We start from the raw sequence: 344 nt of genomic DNA, 5'->3' as shown, positions 1-344 counted from the left end.
TGGGTACAGGCGAACAGGCCGACATAGGGCCCACCGAAATTGAGTCCGTTCCCGATGGACTGGCCCTCGCCCACGGCAATGTCTGCACCCATCTCACCCGGAGGTGTGATGAGGCCCAGAGAGACCGCTTCGGTGAAAACAGAGACGAGCAGCGCGCCTTTTTCGTGCGCCGCATCCGCAGTTTTCGAAAGGTCCGTCACCGTGCCGAAAATGTTCGGGCTCTGGCCGATGACGCAGGCGGTCTGATCGTCTACCGCATCGGCCAGCGCATTCTCGCCATCCACAGTTGCGGGCAACTGGACCACTTCGAACCCTTGCGCCTCGCACACCATTTTGGTGGCGGC

General features: G+C 61.6%; 1 pseudogene. It reads right to left on the bottom strand.

The window, feature by feature from the left end:
- Positions 1 to 344 (bottom strand): annotated as a pseudogene (locus B4F73_RS15160) (glycine dehydrogenase); the annotation flags it as partial.

The organism is Hyphomonas sp. UBA3601 (assembly GCF_002375605.1).
Classification (GTDB): Bacteria; Pseudomonadota; Alphaproteobacteria; order Caulobacterales; family Hyphomonadaceae; genus Hyphomonas.
This window is presented reverse-complemented; position numbering and strand designations above follow the sequence as displayed.